Raw genomic sequence first — 17,318 nt, 5'->3', positions numbered from 1 at the left:
GTGACGCAGATCGCAATGATTCCTCCCCGGTGTTGGTGACCACAGCGTTGGTGGCCACACCGGGTTCTGGAGGACAAAGGAGTCTCATCAATGAGCACATCACCCGAAATTCGCCCGTCGACCGCCTCAGCCGTCACGGAGATCGACCGTCGTCGAGTGGTCCTTGCCACCATCGTGGGGACGACCGTCGAGTGGTACGACTTCTTCATCTACGCGGCAGCTGCCGGACTTGTGTTCGGGCAGTTGTTCTTTGCTCCGGCCGGACCCGGGGTCGCGACGATCCTGTCGTTCCTGACCGTCGGCATCAGCTTCCTGTTCCGACCCCTCGGCGCCTTCCTCGCCGGCCACTACGGCGACCGCTACGGCCGACGGGTGGTGCTGGTGATCACGCTGATCACCATGGGCATCGCCACCACGCTGGTCGGTCTACTGCCGACCTACGCCTCGATCGGGATCGCGGCCCCGCTGCTGCTGATCACGCTGCGCATCCTGCAAGGTATCTCCGCGGGCGGCGAGTGGGGAGGTGCGGTGCTGATGGCCGTCGAACACGCGCCACCCGGTAAACGCGGTGTCTTCGGCGCGTCCCCACAGATAGGCGTCCCCCTCGGCCTGCTGATGGCGTCCGGCGTCATGGCGTTGATGACGCTGATCGCCCCCGGCGACGCCTTCGAATCCTGGGGATGGCGTGTGCCCTTCCTGATCTCCTTCATCCTGATCCTCGTCGGCCACTACATCCGGCGCAGCGTCGAGGAGAGCCCGGTCTTCCGGGAGATCTCGGTGCGCAGCGAACAGACCAAAACCCCTGTCGTCGAACTCTTCCGCAAGCACACCCCGCTGGTCCTCGTCGCCGCCCTGGTCTTCGCCGGCAACAGCGCCGTCGGCTACATGACCACCGGTGGGTTCATCCAGAACTACGCCACCAACCCGAATGGCCCGGTCGGACTCGACCGCGGACCGGTGCTCTGGGCGGTGGCCGGCTCCGCCGCCACCTGGTTGCTGTTCACCTGGGTGGGCGCAGTCGTCAGCGACCGCATCGGTCGTCGATCGACGTATCTGATCGGGTGGGTGCTGTTGCTCGGGGGGCTGTTGGTGTTGTTCCCCCTGGTCAACACCGGCCGGCTGGGGTTGCTCTTCCTCGGATTGGCGGTGGTCACCGTCGGTCTCGGTTTCACCTACGGACCGCAGGCGGCGCTCTACGCCGAACTGTTCCCGGCCTCGATCCGCTTCTCCGGAGTGTCGATCTCCTATGCGCTCGGGGCGATCATCGGCGGCGCCTTCGCCCCCACCATCGCCGCGTGGCTGATGAACGCCACCGGCACCACCACGGCGATCACGATCTACCTGTCGGGTATGGCCGTGATCAGTCTTCTCGCGACTCTCGCCCTGCGGGACCGCAGCGGGATTCCGCTGGGACCCGATCACGAGGACGAGCAGTCCATCAGTCCGATCCGAGGAATGTCGAGGGCTTGACATGCAGTTTCATCATCACGGGTACGTCTCGGGCGACCCGCGTATCCAGCCGGCCGCCGGTGTCGGTATCGACCGGCCGGACGAGCTTCCGGATGTGATGGACGTGCTGATCGTCGGCAGCGGGCCGGCAGGGATGATCACCGCGGCGCAGCTGTCGCAGTTCCCCGACATCACCACCCGCATCATCGAGCGGCGTCCCGGACGCCTGGCGGTCGGCCAGGCCGACGGCATCCAGGCGCGCAGCGTCGAGACCTTCCAGGCCTTCGGTTTCGCCGAACCGATCATCGCGGAGGCCTACCGCATCACCGAGATGTGCTTCTGGAAGCCCGATCCCACCGACCCGACCCGCATCGTGCGGGCGGCGCGCACCCCCGACGATCCCACCGGCATCAGCGAGTTCCCGCATCTGATCGTCAACCAGGCCCGCGTCCTGGACTACTTCGCCGAGGTGATGGCCGCCGCGCCGACCCGCATGCGGCCGGACTACGGCTACGAGTTCGTCGGGCTCGAGGTCGCCGACACCGGCGAGTATCCGGTGACCGTCACCCTCCGCCGGACCGAGGCACCCGAGCAGATCCGCACGGTGCGGGCGAAGTACGTGGTCGGTTGCGACGGCGCGCACAGCGGCGTCCGCACGTCGATCGGATGTACGCCGCTCGGTGACAAGGCGTTCCACGCCTGGGGTGTCATGGACGTGCTCGCGGAGACCGACTTCCCGGATATTCGCACCAAGTGCGCGATCCAGTCCGGCTCCGGCGGCAGCATCCTGCTGATCCCCCGCGAGGGCGGGCACCTGTTCCGGATGTACGTCGACCTCGGACAGGTCCCCGCCGACGACGCCGGCCGCGTCCGCACCACCTCGCTGAACCGGATCATCGAGATCGCCAACGAGATCATGCATCCGTATCACGTCGACGTGCGGCACGTCGCCTGGCACAGCGTCTACGAGGTGGGTCATCGGGTGACCGATCGCTTCGACGATGTTCCGCTCCGGCAGGTCGGCGAGCGGCGGCCGCGGGTCTTCATCGCCGGGGACGCCTGCCATACCCACAGCGCCAAGGCCGGCCAGGGCATGAACGTGTCGATGCAGGACGGATTCAATCTCGGCTGGAAGCTCGCCCACGTGCTCGAGGGCCGCAGCTCCCCGGATCTGCTGTCCACCTACTCCACCGAGCGACAGGTGATCGCGCAGAACCTGATCGACTTCGATCGGCAGTGGTCGGCCATGATGGCGAAGCGGCCCGAGGAGTTCGACGATCCGTCGGAGCTCGAGGACTTCTACGTCAAGACCGCCGAATTCCCCGCCGGGTTCATGACGCAGTACAGCCCATCGATGATCACCGGCACCGCCGAGCACCAGGACCTTGCCGCCGGCTTCCCGATCGGCAAGCGCTTCAAGTCGGTTCCGGTGGTCCGGGTCGCCGACGCCAACCCGATCCACCTCGGCCACGACCATCGCGCCGACGGCAGGTGGCGGATCTACGCCTTCGCCCCGGCGGCCTCCGATGCGTCGGCACCCGTCGACGGGGTGCACCGGTCGGCGATCGACGACTGGGCCCGGTGGCTGGCGACCGATGAGGACTCACCGGTGGTGGCCTTCACCCCCGAGGACGGCGATATCGACGCGCTGTTCGACGTGAAGGTGATCTATCGACAGGACCACACCGGCGTCGACCTGGCGGCGGTACCGTCGGTATTCGTACCGAAGGTGGGCCCGTACGGGTTGACCGATCGCGAGAAGGTTTTTGCGACGCATCCGTCGATCGACATCTTCGCCGAACGGGATATCGATCCCGAGGGCGCGGCGGTCGTGGTTCGACCGGACCAATATGTCGCCACGGTCCTTCCGCTGACGGCGACCGCCGACCTGGCGAGGTTCTTCGGCGGTATTTTTGTTGCACAGCGCGTCACCCAGTTGATGGAGGAGCCGGTATGACCGATCACCAGAGCACGCTGTTGGCAGGGGTTCCCGACAACCTGTTCATCGCAGGGTCGTGGCGCCCGTCGGGGAGCGGCGCGACCTTCGACGTCCATGACCCGGCCACCGGCGAGGTGCTCGCCTCGATCGCGGATGCCACACCCGAGGACGGTGCTGCGGCACTCGACGCGGCCGTCGACGCCGCCGCCGATTGGGCGGCGACACCCGCGCGCGAACGCGCGGACATCCTGCGGCGCACCTTCGACACGCTGACCGCCCGCCGCGAGGACTTCGCCCTGCTGATGACGCTCGAAATGGGCAAGCCACTGGCCGAGGCGCGCGGCGAGGTGACCTACGGCGGCGAGTTCCTGCGCTGGTTCAGTGAGGAGGCCACCCGGATCCAGGGTCGGTACGGGCCGAACCCGGAAGGTACCGGCCGAATGATCGTCAGCCAGCATCCGGTCGGCCCCTGCCTGCTGATCACCCCGTGGAACTTCCCGCTGGCCATGGCCACCCGCAAGATCGCCCCCGCGCTGGCCGCCGGCAATACGGTGGTCGTCAAGCCGGCGGCGCTCACCCCGCTGACGACCCTGCTGCTGACCAAGGTGCTCGAGGAAGCGGGTGTTCCCGCCGGCGTGGTCAACGTGATCACCACGACCGCGTCCGGCGCGGTCACCGGGCCGATCATCGACGACCCCCGACTGCGCAAACTGTCCTTCACCGGGTCGACCCCGGTCGGACGGCGCTTGCTCGCCCAGGCGGCGAACGGTGTGCTGCGCACCTCGATGGAACTCGGCGGCAACGCTCCCTTCGTCGTCTTCGACGATGCGGACCTCGACAAGGCGGTCGCCGGCGCCCTGGCCGCGAAGTTCCGGAATATCGGGCAGGCCTGTACCGCCGCCAACCGGTTCATCGTGCACCGCTCGGTCGCCGACGAATTCAGCCGGAGCATCACCGAGAAGGTGCACGGATTTGTGGTCGGCCGGGGGACCGAACCGGATGTGACGATCGGTCCGTTGATCGACGACAACGCGGTGGCCAAGGCCGAGCAACTCGTCTCCGACGCGGTCGGCCGCGGAGCGACCCTCACCACCGGCGGCGAGCGCCTGGACCGTCCGGGAACGTTCTACGCGCCAACGGTTCTCACCGATGTGCGGCCGGGCAGCGAGATCCTGCGCGAGGAGATCTTCGGGCCGGTCCTGGCGATCGCCGCCTTCGACACCGAGGACGAGGCGGTCGCCCTGGCCAATGACACCGAGTACGGGCTAGTCTCCTACGTCTACACCGAGAACCTCCAGCGCGGGCAGCGGATGATCGACCGGTTGGCGACCGGGATGATGGGGCTCAACGTCGGCGTGGTCTCCAATGCCGCGGCCCCATTCGGCGGTTGGAAGATGTCCGGTCTCGGCCGCGAGGGGGGCGCCGAGGGCATCCACGAATACCTGCAGACCAAGTACACGCTGACCGAAAACCCTTTCGCCTGACCTGTCGGTGCCCGGCGGATCACCCACCTGCCGGGCACCGAGTCGGGGCGCCGAAGGACAGCGGGCGGATCAGATCAGCCAGTCTCCGAGCAGGTAGGAGGCCGCCAGGGTCCCCAGGCCGACCGCGACCGAACGCAGGATGGTCAACCAGATCCGGGACTTGCCGCGCCGAGCGAGGACGACCGACGTCGCCACCAACGACGCAGACGCCACCGCGACGGTCCACTCCGTGCGCCACGGAAGTGGGGTGACGATCGCGACGAGCACCGGCAGCAGGGCGCCCAGCAGGAAAGCCAGCCCGGACCACAGCCCATCGGACCAGGCGTCCCGCCGGGTGGTCAGGTCGCGGATGCCGTACTCGATCTCCAGCTGGGTCGACAAGGCGTCCGTGGCCGAGAGTTCCTTCGCCACCTGCCGGGCGGTGTCGGTGGACACGCCCTTCGCCTCGAACCACGCGACCAGCTCGGCGCGCTCCTCGTCCGGGGTCAGCGCCAACAGTCGGCGTTCCTCGGCGACGGTCGCCTGCTGTGCCTCGCGGTCGGCGAAGGACTCACCGAGCTTGGTTCCCGCCACCGACAACGCCCCGGCGGTCGCGCTGATCGCGATCACCGCGTACGAGGTCGCCGCCGCGACCTCCGCTCCCGCCAGGCCCAGTCCCATACCGGCCACCGCGATGATGCCGTCGTTGATGTCGGTGATGCGTTCCCGGATCGCCGCCGGTTCGGTCCGGCGCCACCACGAGACCATCGGATGCACGATCATCGTGTTCCCTCCCTCCCGGACCGGCCGATTCGCCTCGATCGAGGATAGGGAGTCGCCGTCACCCACGGGTGCGGGTCGGGGGAGGAAGCGATTGCCGACGACTGCGACGTCGAAGAACACGGCCGCAGTCGCCGACGGCGAAATGTCGTTGGAGAATGGTGACCGCCGAATTACCGGCCGCCGGTCCGACAACGGGCGGGAATCCTCGCTGTCGGAGCTCGACCCTATTATCGTGCCGTGCCCGAACTGTCTCAATCGCTGGTAATCCGCCGTGGGCGGCTGCTGCTCATGATCGCGGATGACGTATCCGTGACCGCCATGGAAATGGTCGCCTCGGGTGACCATTCTCGTGTCGGGATGGAGGACCTGCGCGGAACGGCGCAGCGCTTGCGCTCCGACAGGAGCATCGTCGACCTGTCCGAGGCGCTCTTCGTGACCGAGCGAGAAGATCTGATGAGTTCGCTCGACGGTCTGCCCACCGGTGTAACGGACGACGGCCTCGACTCCGGGTGGGCGCTCGACCCGGCCACCGAGACGAACATCCTGGCGGAGGCGGCCTGGGCGGTTCGCCGACAGCGACTCGCCGACGCGTCGGATCGACTGACACCTCTGACGGACGCCGAGGCGGCTCTGGTCGGACGGCTCGACCTCCCCGGAAACCCTTCGCTCGGTGAGCTGCGCGCCGAACGCCGCCGACTGCAGATCACCCCCGACAGCACGGCAGGCGGTGGTCGTTCCGACGGGCATCGGTTGTTGGAGCGCATCGACGAAGTGATTTCCGACCTGCGCGCCGCGGTCCGATACGGCGCTGCCGGTCTTGCCGACGCCGCCGATTCGGCGGTTGCCAAGTCGATCCATCGGGCCGCCGAATCGGACGGCTGGATCGGTCGCCTGCGGGTACTCATCGTCGCCGAGGAGATCCGTGCGCTCGCCATCCTCGACGAGATCGCACGCGCGCTCTCGGCCGACCATGACACCGCTCGTGAGGGCAGGGATCTCCTCGCCGCCTACGAGCGCGACGCCGAACAGTCCGCCCTGCTGATCACTCTTCTCGAGGAAGCGCTCGGCCGAGCCCCGGCCGTTCCGGAGGGGGTGATCGGTCGGGTCGCCAAGCGCGGTCTGCACCGGGAGACGAACCTCCTGCGGGATGCCGTGTCGGCGTATCGCCTGACGGGGCCCGCCACCGAATCGGGACCCATCGCGGCCGGGTTCGCATTCGCCGAGGCGGTGGAGGCCGTGGCACTGTTCGATGCGGGAGTCGACGAATCGCGAGATCAGACAACGGACGAGCCCATCGATGAGGAATCGATGGACGACTTCGCGAAATTGCTCGGCGACATCTTTGCTGCCAAAGCCGAGGAAGCCCAAACGCTTGTCGATCAGCTCCGGCGCGACCATCCCGGAATGGACGCGGAAGGTCTGATTCGCGTCCTCAAGAGGCGTGCGACCCGCGACCTCGCTGAGGCGCTCGGCGACGATTCCGTGGGCGACTCGCCGATTGATGTCGTCGCGGTGCTGACCCTGGGGATCGCTCTTCTGCGCGGCGTGGCACCACGGACCGCGGAGGAATATGAGGAATATGGGGCGATCGGCCTGAGAATCGTCTGGTGGACCAACCGGGTCACGCAGGGGCACGGCAAGGTCCGTGGCACGGTTCCGACCGCACTGAATCGCCAGTGGGTGCGATACGCGCAACGGGTGGCTTTCGAAGCGATGTTCTCTGCGCTCGGTGGTGCGAAGCCCGGTCGGCCGGGAGCGGCGCGGGACGCCTACAAGGCGCTTCGGTCGCTCATCTGGGGACTGCGTTACGACCGGAACGTCACCGATGCCGCATCCGAAGGTGCCGCCGCCGCGGTGGGCAAGGGAGTGGATGCCCTGGCACCGTGGCTGATCGTTCGCTTCGTCGATCGCGCCGTTCGGAAGCGTTAGGTCGGGCGGCCTGCAGACCAACGACTCGGTGACCGAAAACCCGTTCTCCTGATTCGACCCGCGCGCCGATTCTCGGGGAGACTCGACACTTGTGCTCCGGGATCGCGCCGCGACGACCCGAGCACACCCGTCGGTCGGACAAGGAGTCAGATGAGCATTCACCGCAGCAGCAGGCGTCCGCGACGGCTTCGGGTCTCCGCGTTGGCGGCGGTGGCCAATCCGTCCACCCAGCGCCTCGACACCTGGAACATGCTCGACGATGCCTGCCGGCAGCTCGCGGCGGTCGAACGGGCGGGGCTGGATTCGGAGTCCGAGGTCGGGCGGGTTCGTCGGATCATGGATCGGCTCTCCGCCTACGAGCGGTACTGGCTCTACCCCGGCGCGGCCAATCTGGCGGCTCTGCGGCGCCAGCTGGACGACATGGAAACCGAACGGCTCTCCGAGCAGGTGTCCCTGGCCGTACGGTTGTTGGCCGAACACTCCGACCGCGCCGCCTCGTTCGATATGTCCGCGCCCCTGGCCGAGCAGGAATTCGCCGCCCGCGCGAGCAAGCGGCACTTCTATACCGTCCTGCTGGCCGATGATTCACCCGCCGGGCAGGACAGCATCGCCGAAAGCCTGCGCGCCCTCGGACCGTCGACCGACGTGCAATTCGAGCTGCTGATCGTCACCAGTGTCGAGGACGCGGTCTGCGCGGTCGCGCTCAACGGGGACATCCAGGCGGCGATCATCCGCCACGATCTGCCGCTGCGGTCGCGCAACCACCTGCCGTTGATGACGACGCTGTTGGGCGTCGAGAAGCATGCGGTGGCCACCGATCGCACCAACGACTGGATCGAGTGCGGCGAGTGGATTCGCGAACTGCGCCCGCATATCGATCTCTACCTGCTGACCGACGAGTCGATCGCCCAGATCGGCGAGGACGAACCGGATATCTACGACCGGACGTTCTATCGGCTCAACGACGCGACCGATCTGCACTCGACACTGTTGGCCGGGATTCGGGGACGATTCGCCACGCCGTTCTTCGACGCCTTGCGCGCCTACGCCTCGGAGCCGGTCGGCCAGTTCCACGCCCTGCCGGTAGCCCGCGGAGCGAGCATCTTCAATTCCAAGTCCCTGAAGGACATGGGGGAGTTCTACGGGCGCAATATCTTCATGGCCGAGACGTCGTCCACGTCGGGCGGGTTGGATTCGCTGCTCGATCCGCACGGCACGATCCGGGAGGCGATGGACAAGGCGGCCCGCACGTGGCACGCCAACGAGACGTACTTCGTCACCAATGGCACCTCGACGGCCAACAAGATCGTCGTGCAATCGCTCACCCGCCCCGGCGACATCGTGCTGATCGACCGCAATTGCCACAAGTCGCACCACTACGGACTGGTGCTCGCCGGCGCCGATCCGCTGTACCTCGACGCATATCCGCTCGAGGAGTACGCGATCTACGGCGCAGTCCCGCTGGCCACGATCAAGAAGGCGCTGCTCGACCTCGAGGCCGCCGGGCAGCTGCATCGGGTGCGGATGGTGTTGCTGACCAACTGCACCTTCGACGGCATCGTCTACAACGCCCGTCGCGTCATGGAGGAGGTGCTGGCGATCAAGCCGGACATGGTGTTCCTCTGGGACGAGGCGTGGTACGCCTTCGCGACGGCGGTGCCGTGGGCGCGGCAGCGCACGGCGATGGTGGCCGCCGAACAGTTGGAGGCGATGCTCACCTCGCCCGACTACGCCATCCGGTACGACCAGTGGGTTCGGGACATGGAGGGAACCAGCCGGGAGGACTGGGCGACCACCCGATTGCTGCCGAACCCCCGACAGGCGCGGGTGCGCGTCTACGGCACCCACTCGACCCACAAGTCGCTCTCCGCGCTGCGGCAGGCGTCGATGATCCATATCCGCGATCAGGATTTCAACGCGCGCACCCGCGACGCGTTCGGGGAGGCCTTCCTCACCCACACCTCGACCTCGCCCAATCAGCAGTTGCTCGCCTCGTTGGATCTCGCCCGCCGGCAGGTCGATATCGAGGGCTTCCAGATGGTCCGTTCGGCCTACACGATGGCCCTGGTCTTTCGGCAGCGACTGGCCAACGACCGGGTGATCAGCAAGTGGTTCAGCGTGCTAGAGGAGCGCGACCTGGTACCGGAGGAGTTTCGACCCTCCCGGGTCAGCGCGTATCAGCAGAACGCCGACGGCGTCCTCGAGGGGTGGAACGAGGCATGGCGTTCCGACGAGTTCGTGCTCGACCTGACCCGCGTGACCCTGTTCATCGGGCGCACCGGCATGAACGGATACGACTTCCGCGAGAACGTGCTGATGAAGCAGTTCGGTATTCAGATCAACAAGACCTCGATCAACAGCATCCTGCTGATCTTCACCATCGGCGTGACGTGGTCGAGCGTGCATTTCCTGCTCGACGCCCTGAGGCGGGTGGCCCACGATCTCGACCGTAAGCAGGCGTCGGCCAGCAAGGCCGACCGGGCGTTGCAGGAACGTCGCATCATCGAGCACACCGAGGATCTGCCGCCGCTGCCGAATTTCAGTTCGTTCGCCGCGGCCTTTCGGCCGGATCCGGCCTCCGCCTTCGGCGATATGCGGGCGGCCTTCTACGCGGGGTACGACGAGGAGGATCGCGAGTACGTGCAATTGGGTGAGGCCGGGCGTCGGATCGCCGAGGGCCGCACGCTGGTCTCGACCACCTTCGTGGTCCCGTACCCGCCGGGGTTCCCCATTCTCGTGCCCGGCCAGGTTGTCTCGAAGGAGATTTTGTACTTCCTCGCGCAGCTCGATGTGAAGGAGATCCACGGGTACAACCGCGACCTCGGCCTGTCGGTGTTCCCCGAACCGGTCCTGGCCCGCCTGACCGCCGCGCGCACGACGACGGCCATCCTGACCCACCACAGTGAGGACGCGATCGACACCGCGGCGCGGATCGACAGCGCGATTCAGAACTCGTTGGCGCCCTCCGGGACGGACTCGATCTCCCCACCCGAGGCCGACGGCGAGCACACGGCATCTTCGGACGCGGCCGCTCGGGAGTCCGTGGGGTAGCGCGCCGGCGAAGGAGGTGGTCGAGGCGGTTCAGCCCTCCGTGATGACCCCGCAGGCGATGCGACCGCCGGCGTTGCCAGCCGGTTGAGAGACGTAGTCGTCCGGGTCGGCGTGCACGACCACCGCCCGACCCAGCACGTCCTCGGGGCCGCCGTCGCCGAGCGTCACGCCCACGAAGTCGGCGTCGACCGTCGCCACCCCGTCGGCGTCCGCGACGACGTTGTTGGCGTCACCCGCGTGGTGCTCGCCCATGCCTGCCTGCCCGTGCGGCTGCCCGGTGGGATTGAAGTGGCCGCCGGCGCCGGCGAAGTCCGGGGCACTGCAGTCACCGAACTCGTGAATGTGAAAGCCGTGCTGAGTGTTCGGTTCGAGGCCCTCGATCGTGCCGGACACCAGCACCCCGTCCGCGCTGGGCGCGACCGTCAACTGCCCGGACACCGAACCGCCGGGGGCCGGCGCGAGGGTGACCGTTGCCGTCCCGCCGGCATCCGGCGCGGCGCTCGTGCCGGTCTGTTCGGCGGTCGTCGACACCGTCGTTGTGGCGGTCGACGTGTCGGTGGACGATCCGCAGGCGACCACCCCAAGAAGAGCGGCAGACAGGATGATTCCGGGTACAACTACGCGCATATCGATCCCCCAATACTCGGTAATCCGCTGGTTGACAACGTCGTTGGCGGCAGCGGACCCCGAGGTTCGGCACTGCACCGCTGCAGCCGACTCCTCGACACTACCGCCGGGCGGCGCCCGTACCCCACTACCGACCGTGAATGATCCGACCGGCCAGACGCCGCGCGAGGTCCCCGGCCCGTTCCGGCGGTCGGCGACCGGCCTGCAGGTACGGGCGCACCACCGCCAAGGGCAGATCGAACATGGCGAAGGCGGCCTCCTCCGGTGTGCACCCGGATCGGTCCGCCACCAGTCGGGCCAGGGTGCCGATCTTCTCGTTCTGTTCGGCACGCAGCGCCGCCCACCGGGCGCGAACGGGGTCGGGCCAGTGGTGTTCCTCGAAACTCTGCGGCCCGGCCTCGAGGACGGCGGCCTGAGCGAGGTTGTCCCGACACCATCGCACGGTCCACGGCGCACCCTCGACGGCTCGCTCGACAGGTGGGTCGTCCGTCACGAACTCGAGATAGGCCTGCTGAAAGCGATGGACGGTACGCATCCAGACCGCCGCCAGCAGGCTCGCGCGATCCGGGAAGCGGTTGTAGAGGGACCCACTGGGTGCCCCGGCTTCGCGGGCGACCGCCGAGACCGTCAGGGCGCGCACGCCGTCGCGGGCCACGATCGCCACGGCGGCGTCGAGCAACGCATCCGGATCGTGCAGAGTCGGTCGGCCCATGGCGAGCAGCCTATGCCGAGCGTATTTTGGAGAGATGTCGCTAAAATCATCGGACGATCGGATGTCCCCCGCCGATATCGACCACGCCGACCTCGACATCGACACCGCTCGGGCGGTCCTGGCCGGTCAGCCCTTCAACACCATGATCGGCGCCGACCTCACCGGATTCGGGGACGGATCGGCGGAACTGGTGCTGACAATCGAACCGCGCCACCGTCAGCAGTACGGCGTCGTGCACGGCGGAGTCCTCGCGTATCTGGCCGACAACGTGGTGACTTTCGCGGCCGCAACCCGGCTCGGTTCGCAGGTGCTGACGTCGGGTGTGGACGTGAGCTATCTGCGGGCGGCGCGGGCGGGCACACTGCGGGCGATCGGCACGGTCGTCCGGCACACCGACGCGTTGGCGATCGGGCGGGTGGAGATCTGGAACGATCGACCGGACGCGCCGGACCCGCTCCTGTGCGCGATCGCTCAGGGGACTGTGGTGGCGAGCCCGGCGCGGACACGCCGGTGACCCGATCCCCGTTCGGGGACCGGGCCGGATCGGGAGCGGTCAATCGGCGAGCGGAACGGGCCGTTCGGCCGGACCGGCCACCAGCTTTCGGGCCGCAGGGGCGTCCGCCCGGGTCGACGAGGAACCCACCCCGCGCACCAGACCGAGCCTCGAGGCGATCAGGTAGACCGCCATCGCGACCAGGACCGAGTTGACCGACGGGATTCCCCAGTCGACGTAGTGGCCGAACAGCCCGGCGATGATCCAGGCGGCCAGACCGGCGGGCACCCAGGTCGGCGCCGAGGCGGGCAGCGCCCCCGAGGCGCCGGACGCTTCCAGATCGCGCCGCCAGGTCCGGGCCACGAAGTACTCGGCCACCATGATTCCGGCGACGGGCGGGAAGACCACACCCAACAGGGTCAGGAAGCTCACGAAGCTGTTGAGAATCCCCGCCGCCCCGAGAGCCGTTCCCAGCAAGCCGATCACGACCGTGGCGATCGACCGGTTGATCCGCCGACCGAAGACCTGGTCGACGAAGTTGACCACCCCGAGCGAGGCCGCGTACAGGTTCCAGTCGTTGATCTTCAACGTCGCGGCGATGATGACGATCGTGCCGATGAACCCGGAGGTCGACGTGACGATGGCGATGACGTCATTGGTGCGCAGCGCCAACGCCAACAGCACACCGGTCAGACCGATCACGTACTCGCCCAGCGTGATTCCGACGAAGGTCTGCTTGACGACGTCGGCGACCGAGCGGTTGTACCGGCTCATATCGGGGGTGACCACCGCCCCGACGATGAAGCCGCCCGCCACGATCGTCGTGCCCTGCACCAGCGACAACGCCGGCCCGGCGGGCTGCGCGTTCAACAGGTCCCCGAAACTGTGTCGGGACAGCTCAGAGATGATCGACCACCCGGCGAGCAGCAGAAACGCCGGCACCGTCACGTACGCCGTCCACGCCATCGACGCGATCCCGAAGGTGACGATCACCGTGGTGGCCACACCGGCGACGACCGCCCAGAACCACACCGGTTGGCTGCCCACCAGCAGGGCCAGCCCCTCGGCCGAGACCTGATTCTGGACGCCGAACCAGCCGATCGCGCTGATGCTGATCGCCAGGCCCACCAGCGCCGAGCCGGACCGGCCGAAACCGGTCCAGCGGGCGAGGACCGACGTCGACAGTCCCTCGCGCTGCCCGGCGATCCCGGTGAAGACGGACAGCACCTCGAGGATGACCGCGCCGAGGGTGATGGCCAGTACGGCATCCCGGAACGACATGCCGAACCCGAGGGTGGCGCCGATCAGGAAGCTGGCCAGTGAGGACAGCATGCCGAATCGTTGGGTGGCGATCGAGAACCAGTGATAGCGAGCCGCCGGCGGAACGCGACCGAGCGAGTAGTCGTCGCGCTGCCGTTCCGCGGGGCTGCCCGAGGAGGTGGTGTCGTTGTCCGTCATGACGCTGATCTCCGTGGCGTAGTTGTGATGTCGTTCACAACGTAGGGTCGACGCGACTCCCCGAGCACAGTGCGAAGTGCCCGGTCGAGCGGTCCGATCCGGGCGAACCGCCGGTGTCGGCCGGTCCCGGGTCCGGCCGATAATCATCTCGACAGACGATCGCCGGCCGAGGAGAAGCCATGCACCTGCGAGTGATCCGACCGGTGATCGACACCACCCGCACGCCGGCGGTGCTGGCGGAGGTGCGCAGCTGGGTCAGCCCGGGGACCACGATCGATGTGGTCTCGATCGCGCACGGCACCGACAGCATCGAATCGGAATACGACGAGGCGTTGGCCGGCCCGGGCATCCTCGAACAGGTGCGGCGTGCCGCCGCCGACGGCGTCGACGGAGTCTTCGTGACGTGCTTCGCCGACCCGGGGGTCCATGCCGCCCGGGAGATCATCGACGCGCCGGTGGTCGGCGGCTTCGAGCCGGCGTTTCTGCTGGCCCTGGGGCTGGGGGAGCGGATCGGCATCGTCACGGTGCTGCCCACCGTCGTGCCGATGCTCCGGTCGTTGGTCCGCCGGTCCGGCCTCGACGCGCGGCTCGGCTCGATCCGGGTCGTCGATCTCGCTGTCGTCGACCTGGTCGAGCGGGACAGGCTGGTCGATCGGCTCGTCGATCAGGTGACCGCCGCAGCGGTGGCCGACGAGGCCGATGTGATCGTGCTGGGATGCACCGGCATGCTCGGGGTGACGTCAGCGGTTCGGAATGCCCTGCGAGGCAAGGGTATCGAGATGCCGATTGTCGACCCGACCGCGGCGGCGATCGGGTGGCTGGAGACCTCCGTTCGGCTCGGGCTGACCCCGAGCCGCAGCAGCTACCCGCGTCCGCGACACAAGCAGCGGGTGCCCTGAGGGTTACCGGGCCGGCAGCGACCGACAGGCCAGGTGCAGCGCGAGCCGGGTTTCGGCGTCGTCGAGATCGACCCCCAACAGCCGCTCCACCCGGGTGATCCGCTCGGTCACGGTATTGCGGTGTACCCCGAGAATCGAGGCGGTCTCGGTGGCCGACGAGCGCGCATCGAGATAGGTCACCAACGTCTCGAGCAACCGGCCCTGACCGGCTTCGGTCAACGGGGAAAGCAGTTCGCGGGCGGCGGGCACGAAGGTATCCGTCTGGGTCCAGGCGAGCAGCAGTTGCGCCAGGCCCAGCCGGTCGACATGCAGGAAATACGCGGTCTGCGGGCGGGACGCCGCGAGCCGGGCCGCGTCGGACGCCTCGGCGAGCGATTCCGCGATCCCGGCGGCACCGCGATGGACCCGCCCCACCCCGACACTGGTCGGCGTCGAATCGTCCCAGCGGGCATGCGCACGGCGGATGCGTCGCACCGTCGACGCGGTGGTCGCCACATCCGGTTCCACGCCGAAGGTGGTCCAGGCGGCCCACCCATTGGTCTGCTCGACCACCGTGCAGTCGACACCCTCGTCGGTCAACGCCCCCAGAACATCGGCGCGGTGCGCCACCGCGTCGACCTCACCGCGACCGACGATCCGCACTCCGATATGCCAACCGTCGGTGGGCCATCCACGCTCGACGGCCCGTCGCAGGATCGCATCCGGGATCGCCGGAGACGATTTGAGGAAGTCCCCGAGCAGACTGGTGCGCTGCCAGGCCATGCGCTCGTCGGCGACTCGCCGCAACGCCAGCCGATGCCCCACCGCCAGCGCGGCCACCGGCAGGACCCCGGCCACCTGATCGAGCTCCGGGCGGGCCGCGCCCGGTACCGGCACCACCAGAAGCGGGGGTTGGGGGAGACCGGAGTCGACGGGAATGGTCACCACCTCCGCGGCCGGGTACGGCGTCAACCGCGCCAGAGCGCGAGTATCGCCCTCGAGGATCCACCGGGTCACCGCATCGTCGAGTACGCCGCCCTCGGGGGCGATCACCCGGGCGGCCCGATCGCTCAGCAATACCTCGCGGCCGAGAATCCGCGATACCCGGCGCAGCACATCATCGACATCCGGGCCGGCGTGTGCGATCTCGGCCGTCACCGCCCGGATCCGCTCGGCCACCACCACCTGCCCGCCGAGGAGTTGATCGCGCAACGCGACGGCCACCCGCCACGGATCGTCGGTGGCAAGAACCGTCAGCCGAAGCCGCTCGGCGAGCCGGATCGTTCCCGATGCCGGCGTCGCCCGCCGGTCGAGCACCACCACCTTCGCGCCGGCGGCCCGCAGGTCGCGCAAGGCCATATCGAAACGCCAACTGGTGGCCTCGAGGCGATCGAGCAGCACGATGATGTCGGCCGACGGGGTGGGGACGTCGTCGCCCAGCAGATCCTCGAGGCGGGTCGCCTCGACGGTATGGACGACCGCCTCCACCGAGCCGGTCACCACGGTGACGGAGGTGAAGGCCGGACGACCGAGAAGCGCGGCGACGGTGGTCATCGGCGGGCCCGCCACCACGCGGGCGCCGGCAGATGCAGCAGCGATACCCGGGTTCCGGCGCGCACATCGTCGATGCTGAGTACCTGCCGATCGGCAGCCGCGATCAGGCAGATGATATCCGGTGCGGCGCAGACGATGTCACCATCGAGCAGGACCAGGACGAACTCGTTGTCCGCCTCGACCCGCAGCACCGCACCCGAGGCGGAATCGGTGATCGTCACCGAGGTCCGTCGGGATCCGTCCCGTTCGGGGGCGGCGTCGATCGCGCTGATCCGACCGTCCGCCAGGACGGTCACCTCGTCGATCTCGTGCAGGTGGTCGGCGGTGGCCATCGCTCGCCCGAGATGCCGCGCCCGCGCCGCCGTGCCGGTGATGGCCACCGCCCCGAGAGCCGCCACCCGTTGGAAGGCGAACGCCAGCGCGGCCCACCCGCCGGTCGCCGTGATCACCGTCCGGATCAGGGTTTCGGTGCGGTGTGCGTCGGTTCCGTCCACCAGTACGGTGGTGCCGCCGGCCTCGGTGACGACGCACGGCGTCGGCCGGCCGCCGGCGACGCAGACCGACAGTTGGTCCAGGCGGGGGAGCGCCCGGCCGGTGAAATCCGCGTCGAGCAGCGGAAGTCCGCCGCGTGCGGCCGTATCGAGGGCGGCGATGCCGTTGACACCGGCCATCTCGACCGCCATGACCGCCACCGGCCGGACGCCGGTCCACCGGGTCAATGCCTCGACGGCGGCGACCAACTCGGTTCCGGCGGGCAGCTTTTCCCGGATCGCGGCGGTCGCGCCGATATACGCGACGGGCGCCACCCATCCATCGTCGGGCAGATCGTCGAGGGTGACCCAGTCCACCGGATGCTCGCGCAGCACCGTCGCGGTGGACAGCGCGAGCAGGTGCGGGTCGCCGCCACCGCCGGAGCCGAGCAGACGCAGTCCGAGCACGAATTCATCGAGTTCGGACGGGCTCCACCGGGTTGGCACGCGGC

At 68.3% G+C, this 17,318-nt stretch carries 12 protein-coding genes and 1 pseudogene; 7 read left to right on the top strand and 6 right to left on the bottom strand.

What is annotated here, in order from left to right; genetic code table 11:
• Positions 1 to 156 precede the first annotated feature (156 nt).
• Genes MB1_RS10705 through MB1_RS10695 form a run of 3 tightly spaced genes read left to right on the top strand, consistent with a single transcriptional unit; the run spans position 157 to position 4,872 of the window.
• Positions 157 to 1,470, top strand: coding sequence for an MFS transporter (locus tag MB1_RS10705; protein WP_066906578.1), 1,314 nt, complete (start codon positions 157 to 159; stop codon positions 1,468 to 1,470).
• Position 1,471: 1 nt separating this feature from the next.
• Complete coding sequence (locus MB1_RS10700; RefSeq protein ID WP_066906576.1) at positions 1,472 to 3,406, top strand: FAD-binding monooxygenase; 1,935 nt, start codon at positions 1,472 to 1,474, stop codon at positions 3,404 to 3,406.
• Entirely contained in the window at positions 3,403 to 4,872 is a 1,470-nt protein-coding gene (locus MB1_RS10695; RefSeq protein WP_066906574.1) for an NAD-dependent succinate-semialdehyde dehydrogenase, read from the top strand. Before MB1_RS10700 ends, MB1_RS10695 begins: the two co-directional genes overlap by 4 nt.
• A gap of 69 nt (positions 4,873 to 4,941) precedes the next feature.
• On the opposite strand, the gene MB1_RS10690 is transcribed toward MB1_RS10695, so the two are convergent.
• Positions 4,942 to 5,634, bottom strand: a complete 693-nt coding sequence (locus MB1_RS10690) for a VIT1/CCC1 transporter family protein (RefSeq protein ID WP_245650127.1) — start codon at positions 5,632 to 5,634, stop codon at positions 4,942 to 4,944.
• Positions 5,635 to 6,387: 753 nt separating this feature from the next.
• Here MB1_RS10690 and MB1_RS10685 point away from each other — a divergent pair.
• Both MB1_RS10685 and MB1_RS10680 read left to right on the top strand, forming a co-directional pair.
• The gene (locus tag MB1_RS10685) at positions 6,388 to 7,563 is read left to right on the top strand and encodes a hypothetical protein (protein WP_157084008.1); all 1,176 of its coding nucleotides are present in this window, start codon (positions 6,388 to 6,390) and stop codon (positions 7,561 to 7,563) included.
• A 150-nt stretch (positions 7,564 to 7,713) separates the two neighbouring features.
• A pseudogene (locus tag MB1_RS10680) lies at positions 7,714 to 10,449 on the top strand (aminotransferase class I/II-fold pyridoxal phosphate-dependent enzyme); the annotation flags it as partial.
• Positions 10,450 to 10,644: 195 nt separating this feature from the next.
• On the opposite strand, the gene MB1_RS10675 reads toward MB1_RS10680, so the two are convergent.
• Together MB1_RS10675 and MB1_RS25615 are read right to left on the bottom strand one after the other, a co-directional pair.
• Positions 10,645 to 11,241 carry a superoxide dismutase family protein gene (locus MB1_RS10675; RefSeq protein ID WP_066906570.1) on the bottom strand — a complete coding sequence of 199 codons (597 nt, stop codon included), beginning with the start codon at positions 11,239 to 11,241 and terminating at the stop codon, positions 10,645 to 10,647.
• A 127-nt stretch (positions 11,242 to 11,368) separates the two neighbouring features.
• The gene (locus tag MB1_RS25615) at positions 11,369 to 11,953 is read right to left on the bottom strand and encodes a TetR/AcrR family transcriptional regulator (protein WP_066906568.1); all 585 of its coding nucleotides are present in this window, start codon (positions 11,951 to 11,953) and stop codon (positions 11,369 to 11,371) included.
• Between the two features lie 34 nt (positions 11,954 to 11,987).
• Between MB1_RS25615 and MB1_RS10665 the strand changes: the two genes are divergently transcribed.
• Positions 11,988 to 12,467, top strand: a complete 480-nt coding sequence (locus MB1_RS10665; protein ID WP_245650126.1) for a PaaI family thioesterase — start codon at positions 11,988 to 11,990, stop codon at positions 12,465 to 12,467.
• 39 nt (positions 12,468 to 12,506) lie between these two features.
• Here the strand turns inward: MB1_RS10665 and MB1_RS10660 are convergent, their stop codons facing one another.
• Entirely contained in the window at positions 12,507 to 13,904 is a 1,398-nt protein-coding gene (locus MB1_RS10660; protein WP_066906565.1) for a purine-cytosine permease family protein, read from the bottom strand.
• 179 nt (positions 13,905 to 14,083) lie between these two features.
• Here MB1_RS10660 and MB1_RS10655 point away from each other — a divergent pair, with 179 nt between their 5' ends.
• Positions 14,084 to 14,803 carry an aspartate/glutamate racemase family protein gene (locus tag MB1_RS10655; RefSeq protein ID WP_066906562.1) on the top strand — a complete coding sequence of 240 codons (720 nt, stop codon included), beginning with the start codon at positions 14,084 to 14,086 and terminating at the stop codon, positions 14,801 to 14,803.
• Positions 14,804 to 14,806: 3 nt separating this feature from the next.
• Here MB1_RS10655 and MB1_RS26810 read toward each other — a convergent pair whose 3' ends face one another.
• Positions 14,807 to 16,336 carry a PucR family transcriptional regulator gene (locus MB1_RS26810; protein WP_157084006.1) on the bottom strand — a complete coding sequence of 510 codons (1,530 nt, stop codon included), beginning with the start codon at positions 16,334 to 16,336 and terminating at the stop codon, positions 14,807 to 14,809.
• On the bottom strand, positions 16,333 to 17,313 hold the full coding sequence (locus tag MB1_RS10645) for a DUF917 domain-containing protein (protein WP_066906558.1): 981 nt from the start codon (positions 17,311 to 17,313) through the stop codon (positions 16,333 to 16,335). Before MB1_RS10645 ends, MB1_RS26810 begins: the two co-directional genes overlap by 4 nt.
• Positions 17,314 to 17,318: the final 5 nt, after the last annotated feature.

The organism is Millisia brevis NBRC 105863 (assembly GCF_001552615.1).
GTDB lineage: Bacteria > Actinomycetota > Actinomycetes > Mycobacteriales > Mycobacteriaceae > Millisia > Millisia brevis.
This window is presented reverse-complemented; position numbering and strand designations above follow the sequence as displayed.

What these genes read in the sequence shown, in the direction of transcription:
- MB1_RS10700 (WP_066906576.1), top strand. Translation starts at nt 1,472, where the DNA reads ATGCAGTTTCATCATCACGGGTACGTCTCGGGCGACCCGCGTATCCAG.
- MB1_RS10695 (WP_066906574.1), top strand. Translation starts at nt 3,403, where the DNA reads ATGACCGATCACCAGAGCACGCTGTTGGCAGGGGTTCCCGACAACCTG.
- MB1_RS10690 (WP_245650127.1), bottom strand. Translation starts at nt 5,634, where the DNA reads ATGATCGTGCATCCGATGGTCTCGTGGTGGCGCCGGACCGAACCGGCG.
- MB1_RS10675 (WP_066906570.1), bottom strand. Translation starts at nt 11,241, where the DNA reads ATGCGCGTAGTTGTACCCGGAATCATCCTGTCTGCCGCTCTTCTTGGG.
- MB1_RS25615 (WP_066906568.1), bottom strand. Translation starts at nt 11,953, where the DNA reads ATGGGCCGACCGACTCTGCACGATCCGGATGCGTTGCTCGACGCCGCC.
- MB1_RS10665 (WP_245650126.1), top strand. Translation starts at nt 11,988, where the DNA reads ATGTCGCTAAAATCATCGGACGATCGGATGTCCCCCGCCGATATCGAC.
- MB1_RS10660 (WP_066906565.1), bottom strand. Translation starts at nt 13,904, where the DNA reads ATGACGGACAACGACACCACCTCCTCGGGCAGCCCCGCGGAACGGCAG.
- MB1_RS10655 (WP_066906562.1), top strand. Translation starts at nt 14,084, where the DNA reads ATGCACCTGCGAGTGATCCGACCGGTGATCGACACCACCCGCACGCCG.
- MB1_RS26810 (WP_157084006.1), bottom strand. Translation starts at nt 16,336, where the DNA reads ATGACCACCGTCGCCGCGCTTCTCGGTCGTCCGGCCTTCACCTCCGTC.